5 protein-coding genes are annotated in these 6,057 nt (G+C 70.1%); 3 read left to right on the top strand and 2 right to left on the bottom strand.

Going from position 1 to position 6,057, the window contains the following annotated elements; all coding sequences use genetic code 11:
- Positions 1–517 precede the first annotated feature (517 nt).
- Complete coding sequence (locus tag AB0K15_RS17075; RefSeq protein WP_364050534.1) at positions 518–1,012, bottom strand: hypothetical protein; 495 nt, start codon at positions 1,010–1,012, stop codon at positions 518–520.
- Positions 1,013–1,138: 126 nt separating this feature from the next.
- On the opposite strand from AB0K15_RS17075, the gene AB0K15_RS17070 reads away from it, so the two are divergent.
- The gene (locus AB0K15_RS17070; RefSeq protein ID WP_364050531.1) at positions 1,139–3,034 is read left to right on the top strand and encodes an acyl-CoA dehydrogenase; all 1,896 of its coding nucleotides are present in this window, start codon (positions 1,139–1,141) and stop codon (positions 3,032–3,034) included.
- On the opposite strand, the gene AB0K15_RS17065 is transcribed toward AB0K15_RS17070, so the two are convergent.
- Positions 3,018–3,893, bottom strand: a complete 876-nt coding sequence (locus AB0K15_RS17065) for an AraC family transcriptional regulator (protein WP_364050528.1) — start codon at positions 3,891–3,893, stop codon at positions 3,018–3,020. The two genes, AB0K15_RS17070 and AB0K15_RS17065, sit on opposite strands and share 17 nt — an antisense overlap.
- A 91-nt stretch (positions 3,894–3,984) precedes the next feature.
- Between AB0K15_RS17065 and AB0K15_RS17060 the strand changes: the two genes are divergently transcribed.
- Positions 3,985–4,878, top strand: coding sequence for an MBL fold metallo-hydrolase (locus tag AB0K15_RS17060; RefSeq protein ID WP_364050525.1), 894 nt, complete (start codon positions 3,985–3,987; stop codon positions 4,876–4,878).
- A gap of 361 nt (positions 4,879–5,239) precedes the next feature.
- The gene (locus AB0K15_RS17055) at positions 5,240–6,046 is read left to right on the top strand and encodes a hypothetical protein (protein WP_364050522.1); all 807 of its coding nucleotides are present in this window, start codon (positions 5,240–5,242) and stop codon (positions 6,044–6,046) included.
- Positions 6,047–6,057: the final 11 nt, after the last annotated feature.

The raw sequence follows: 6,057 nt of genomic DNA, 5'->3' as shown, positions 1-6,057 counted from the left end.
GTGAGCCGATCGCCGTTCGTCGCGGTCTGGCGATGGTGTTTGCGGGCCGAGCACGGGCCTTCGCTGCCTCTCGACTGTGGTGGTGCGGTGTTTGGCGCAGGGCGCGAGTGTCCCCGTCGCGGGTGAGCCGATCGCCGTTCGTCGCGGTCTGGCGATGGTGTTTGCGGGCCGAGCACGGGCCTTCGCTGCCTCTCGACTGTGGTGGTGCGGTGTTTGGCCCAGGGCGCGAGAGTCCCCGTCGCCCGTGAGTCGACCACCCGTCCGTTGCGGTCTCACGTTGGTGTTCGCGGAGGGGCTGTCGAACCCGGGTTCTCGCTGCCGCCCGTGGTGGTGTGGTGTTTCGCCCGCGGCGCGATTCCCTGCATGGGGGGGGGGGGGGCCGACCACCATCCGTTGCGCGTCCCGCGATGGTGTCGCGGGCCGGGTAGCGGTCTTGGCCGCGGCGCGAGAGTTCCCCTCGCGCAGAGGGCGGCTGCTGATCGTCACGGCCGCGCGTTCGTCAGCCGGGTGGGTCCCGTCAGACCCGGGAGCGCCACCGTCCCCGCACGGTCCGGCGGTCCGTGCGCGTCAGCAGCCCGCCGGAGTCCCGCCCCCAGTGCCCGCCGTGCGAGTCGGTGAACTCCAGGCCGGGTACGGCGGCGGTGGAGTAGAGGTCGTCGGCGGGGAGCTGGGTGTGGCCGAAGGGCAGGCCGCGCACGGCGGTGGCGCCCGGCGGGACGATGGCCAGCCGCAGGCGGTGCGGGGTGTCTTCGTCGGGGCGCCGCACGGTGATCGTGCAGTCGAACGCGGGGGCGTCGCCGCCGTTGTGCACACACACGACGTAGTCCTCGGCGCGGTCGTGGCGGCGGCCCTCGTCGAGCCAGGCGGACACGGAGTGGGCCTGTTCCTGCTGCCGGATCTCGGGCTGGTCCTTGCGGTTGAGCAGCATGATCCACACGTACGACGCGAACCCGAGCAGTGAGCCGGCGCTGCCGATCGCCGAGACCCACGTGGCGGTGACTTGCGAACTCATCGCCGCGGGCTTTCCCCGGTGCGGCACGCGCCAAACGATCGAGTCGTCTTCGTCACCTCGACCTGCGACGACGCGGCCGCGGGAGCAGGCTTACCAATGAGTAGCCAGTCACGCCGAGGAGGAGCCGTGGACATTCCTGCCGTTCCCGCGAAGGTGGACCCGGACGCGCTCACCGCCGTCCTCGACGGCCGCTGGGCCGAGCTGCGCGGCGGCGTGCGCGCGCAGATGTCGGCCGAGGAGTTCCGCGACCCGGTGGACCTGGACGTCGAGGCGCACCGTGCGCAGGTGCTCGACCAGCTGCGCGAACTCGCGGCCACGGACCGTCCGGCGCTCGGGTTCGACCGCGCGTACGGCGGGCAGAGCGACATCGGCGGTTCCGTGGTGTCGTTCGAGATGCTCGGCCTCGGCGATCTGTCGCTGATGGTCAAGGCCGGCGTGCAGTGGGGGCTGTTCGGCGGCGCCGTGCAGCTCCTCGGCACGGAACGCCATCACGAGAAGTACCTGCGGCGCATCATGGACCTCGACCTGCTCGGCTGCTTCGCGATGACCGAGCACGGCCACGGCTCCGACGTGCAGCACCTGCACACCACCGCGACGTACGACTCGGCGGCGCAGGAGTTCGTGATCCACAGCCCGGATCCCGGCGCCACCAAGGAATACATCGGCAACGCGGCGCGCGACGGCCACGCCGCCGTCGTGTTCGCGCAGCTCGTGACTGGCGGCGAATCCCGTGGTGTGCATGCGTTTTTCGTGCCCATCCGCGACGACGCAGGCGCGCCGATGCCCGGCGTCACGATCGAGGACTGCGGCCGCAAGGCGGGCCTCAACGGCGTCGACAACGGCCGCCTGGCCTTCGACCACGTCCGTGTCCCGCGCGAAGCGCTGCTGAACCGCTTCGGCGACGTCGCCGAGGACGGCACGTACTCCAGCCCCATCGAAAGCGACGGCCGCCGCTTCTTCACGATGCTCGGCACGCTCATCCGCGGCCGCGTGAGCGTCGGCGGCAGCGCCGGCAGCGCCACGAAACGCGCGCTGACGCTGGCCATCCGCTACGGCGAGCAGCGCCGGCAGTTCAAGACCCCCGGCGGCGACGAGGTCGTGATCCTCGACTACCTCGGCCACCAGCGCAAACTCCTGCCGGCGCTCGCGAAGACGTACGCGCTGCACTTCGCGCAGGAAGAACTCGTCGCGAAGCTGAACGACATCGCGCCCGACGCGCCGGAAGAGGAACAGCGCGAACTGGAATCCCGCGCGGCCGGCCTGAAAGCCGCCAACACCTGGCACGCCACCGCCACGATCCAGGCCGCCCGCGAAGCCTGCGGCGGCGCCGGTTACCTGTCGGAAAACCTTTTGGCCGGCCTCAAAGCCGACACCGACGTCTTCACCACGTTCGAAGGCGACAACACGGTGCTGCTCCAGCTCGTGGCCAAAGGCCTTCTCACGCAATACAAAGAGCACTTCGAGGACCTCAGTCCACTTGCGACCGCGCGCTTCGTCGCCGAGCAACTCGTGGGCGCGGTGTTGGAGCGCACCTCGGCCCGCAAGGTCGTGGAGCGCCTGACGGAATCCGACGACGCCGAGGTGCTCTTCGACCGCGAATGGCAGCTGCGCCTGTTCGAGGACCGCGAGGAGCACGTGCTCGACGGCGTCGCCAACCGTCTGCGCAACGCCGCCGACGACCCGTTCGGCGTCTTCAACGCCGCGCAGGACCACGTGCTGCGCGCCGGCCGGGTGCACGTGGATCACCTTGTGCTGTCGGCGTTCGCCCGCGCGGTCGACGCTTGCTCCGATCCGGAGGCCAAGGCGTTGCTCTCGCGGGTGTGCGATTTGCACGCGCTGTCGGCGATCGAGGAGGACCGGGCTTGGTTCCTCGAGCACGGCCGCCTCACGGCCTCCCGCTCCAAGGCCGTGACCGCCGCGGTGAACGAGTTGTGCGCCGAGCTGCGGCCCCACGCCCGGACGCTGGTGGACGCTTTCGCGATCCCGGCGCAGTTCCTCGCCGCGCCTATGCTGCGGGACTGAGCCGGTACTGGCCGGGGGCCACGCCGAAATGTCGTTTGAAGGCGTGGGAAAACGCGTACGGCGAGCCGTAGCCGACCTGCCGCGCGATGGCGAGCAGCGCGCGGTCGCCGTCGCGCAGGAGGCGCGCGGCGGTGGCCATGCGCCACCACGCGAGGTAGGCCATCGGCGCGCGGCCGGTGAGGGCGGTGAAGCGGCGGGCGAGCGTCGCGCGTGACAGGCCGACCTCGGCGGCCAGGTCCTCGAGCCGCCACGCGCGTGCGGGGTCAGCGTGCAACGCCTGCAGCGCCGCGGCGATTTCGGGGTCCTGCAACGCTTTCGGCCAGCCGGCTTGCGGGTGGTCGGCGAACCACGCGCGCACGAGGTAGACGAGGAGCAGGTCCAGCAGCCCGGCGACGGCGGCGTCGCGACCCGGCCGGCTGCCGTGCACCTCCCCGCCGAGCAGCGTGATGGCCGTGCGCAGCTCGGTGTGCTCGCCGACGCGGGCAGGCAGGTGCACGACGTCGGGCAGGCCCTCGACGAGGAAATGCGCGCGCGAGCGGTCGAAGCGGTACTTGCCGCAGAGCAGGTCCGTGCCGCCCGCCGGGTCGTCGACGGCGGTTTCGAACGGGACGGCGCGCCGGCCGTCGGGCGCGGCGGACAGGACGTGGGTGGCGCCCCGGGGCAGGAGCACGGCGTCGCCGGGGCTGAGCTGCACGGGTTCGCCTTCGGTGAGCAGCCAGCCCGTGCCGCGCAGGACCACGTGGAACCCGGCCCCGGCGTAGGGCGCGAAGCGGTAGCACCACTCGCCGCCGACGCGTAGCCGGTTGGACGACGGCTCGCCGGTGCGCATCACGGCGATCGCGTCACTGAGCACATCCATGCGCCCCAGCATACGTCGGTGAGACTTTCACGCATCCAAATGCGGATGACGAGCATTGGAATGCTCATTATTGGTGGTTAACGTCGAAGACATGATTCAGCTCGGTGAAGTCGAAGTGACCAAGGTCGTCGAATGGTCGGGCGACATCGCGCCCGTCTCCGCCGTTCTGCCGGACGCTCCCGCGGACCTCTGGCGGAACAACCGGGATTGGCTCGCGCCCGACCACTGGCACCCCGAGGCCGACGCGTACCACGCCGCCGTGCAGACGTGGGTGCTGCGCAGCGAGGGCAAGGCGATCCTCGTGGACACCGGCGTCGGCAACGGCCGCAGCCGTCCCCAGATCCCGCTTTTCGACCACCTGGAGACGGACTTCCTGGCGCGCCTGGCCACCGCCGGGGTGCAACCGGAGGACGTCGACGTCGTGGTCAACACCCACATCCACTACGACCACGTCGGCTGGAACACCCGCGCCGACGGCGACGGCTGGGTCCCGGCCTTCCCGAACGCCACCTACTTGATCCCGCGCGCCGACCGGGAGTGGTTCGACCCGCGCAACGCGCACCGCCGGTCCGTCGACCCGCTTCGTTTGCAGGGCAGCCTTCTCGTCTACGCCGACAGCATCGCGCCGATCCTCGACCGCGCCGTGCTGTGGGACGACTCGTACCGCATCGACGACAACCTGGTCCTGGAGTCCGCGCCCGGCCACACGCCCGGTTCTTCCTTGCTGCGCTTGACTTCCGGTTCGGACCGCGCCGTTTTCGTGGGAGATCTGCTGCACAGCCCCGTGCAGATCCTGGCGCCCGCACACAGCAGCTGCTTCTGCGAAGACCCCGTTCAGGCCGCCACCACGCGCACCCGCGTCTTGGCCCGTGCCGCCGACTCGGGCGAACTGGTCCTCCCGGCCCACTTCGCCGACGCCTCGGCCGTCGAGCTCCGCCGCTCCGGCGCCGCCTTCTCCATTCACACCTGGCGCGACGCCACCTGATCGGCCCCTCGCGGCGTCCCCGGGCCGCCCGCTACCCTTCGGCCAGGCGTCGGTTCTGCGGTCGCCTGGGGGGATTCCATCCCCATCACTGGAGGTCCTGGCCTTGACAGCCACCCGGGGGACCAGCCACGCCACCCTGCTCACCGCCGCCAAAGCCGGTTGGGCGACGACGTTCCGTTACGCGCTCCTGGTTTTGGTCAGCAGGGGGACTGTGGGGGCGGCGGTGTTCCTGTTGCTGAGGTGAGTCAGGCGTAGCGACACCGTGCACGCGTGGAAAGTGGCTCGGCCACTTCACCGCGTAGAACACCGCGCCCAGGGCGTAACCGGCAGTTTCGCGTGCCGGCGGCAATAGGCTGCGGGAATGATCGACGCCAGCGATTCGAGCATTGCCGGGTACCTGGTTCAGTACGGCGAGGCCGAAACCGCGCACTGGGTCTTGACCTGCACGGAGGACCAGCTCCTCCGGATCGCTTCGGTGGGGCACTGGCTGGAATTGCGCGGTCCCAGTACTCCGTCGAGGGGAGGCATGATGCCGGCGAAAGCCTTGGCGCTGGCTTCGGTCTACGTGCGCGAGGGCAAGCCGAGGGACCTCATTCGTGGCCGCCGGAAGCTGACGGGAAACGTGAGCGTGGTTGCTCCGGAGCACCGGGAACGACATCCGTCGTTCGAGGCTGCGCCGGCGCTCCCGTGGGATTACGGGGTCGGAGAAGATGCTCGCGACTGCTGGGAGGAGCCTTGCGCGCAACTCGCTCGGCCGTCCGTGGAAGTCGCTGCCTTGCCGAGCGCCGAACCCGCGGGCCCCGTCGTGTCCGACGCGATCATGCGGTGGTCGAATGGCTTCACCAAGTACAACCTCACCGAAGAGCTGATCCGCAACGACGTCGGTTACCAGCGAACCGCGGGTCAGTTCCTGATCATCGAAAGAACCGCCGCACCCGACGTGCACTACATCCAGTCGATGCGGCGTCCGCAGGGTGATTATCAGATCGAGTACCGGGCTGGTGGCCCGCAGGAACACTTCCAGGCATACGCCAGAAATCGCCCCCAGGTCGTCGAGGCCCTGTGGGGCTGGTGCACCCGCGCCACGACATGGCGCGAGCGATTCGAGTGGACGAACATCGGCAGCATGGTCCTCGATCCCGGCCGGAGAGACCGAATCGAGGAGTGAGGGGATCAACC

Origin of the sequence: Amycolatopsis sp. NPDC049253, assembly GCF_040678995.1 — a bacterium.
In the GTDB taxonomy this organism is placed as follows: Bacteria; Actinomycetota; Actinomycetes; order Mycobacteriales; family Pseudonocardiaceae; genus Amycolatopsis.
This window is presented reverse-complemented; position numbering and strand designations above follow the sequence as displayed.

Bases quoted from the DNA above. Each gene is read 5' to 3' on its own strand.
- AB0K15_RS17075 (WP_364050534.1), bottom strand. From the start codon at position 1,012: ATGAGTTCGCAAGTCACCGCCACGTGGGTCTCGGCGATCGGCAGCGCC.
- AB0K15_RS17065 (WP_364050528.1), bottom strand. From the start codon at position 3,893: ATGGATGTGCTCAGTGACGCGATCGCCGTGATGCGCACCGGCGAGCCG.
- AB0K15_RS17060 (WP_364050525.1), top strand. From the start codon at position 3,985: ATGATTCAGCTCGGTGAAGTCGAAGTGACCAAGGTCGTCGAATGGTCG.
- AB0K15_RS17055 (WP_364050522.1), top strand. From the start codon at position 5,240: ATGATCGACGCCAGCGATTCGAGCATTGCCGGGTACCTGGTTCAGTAC.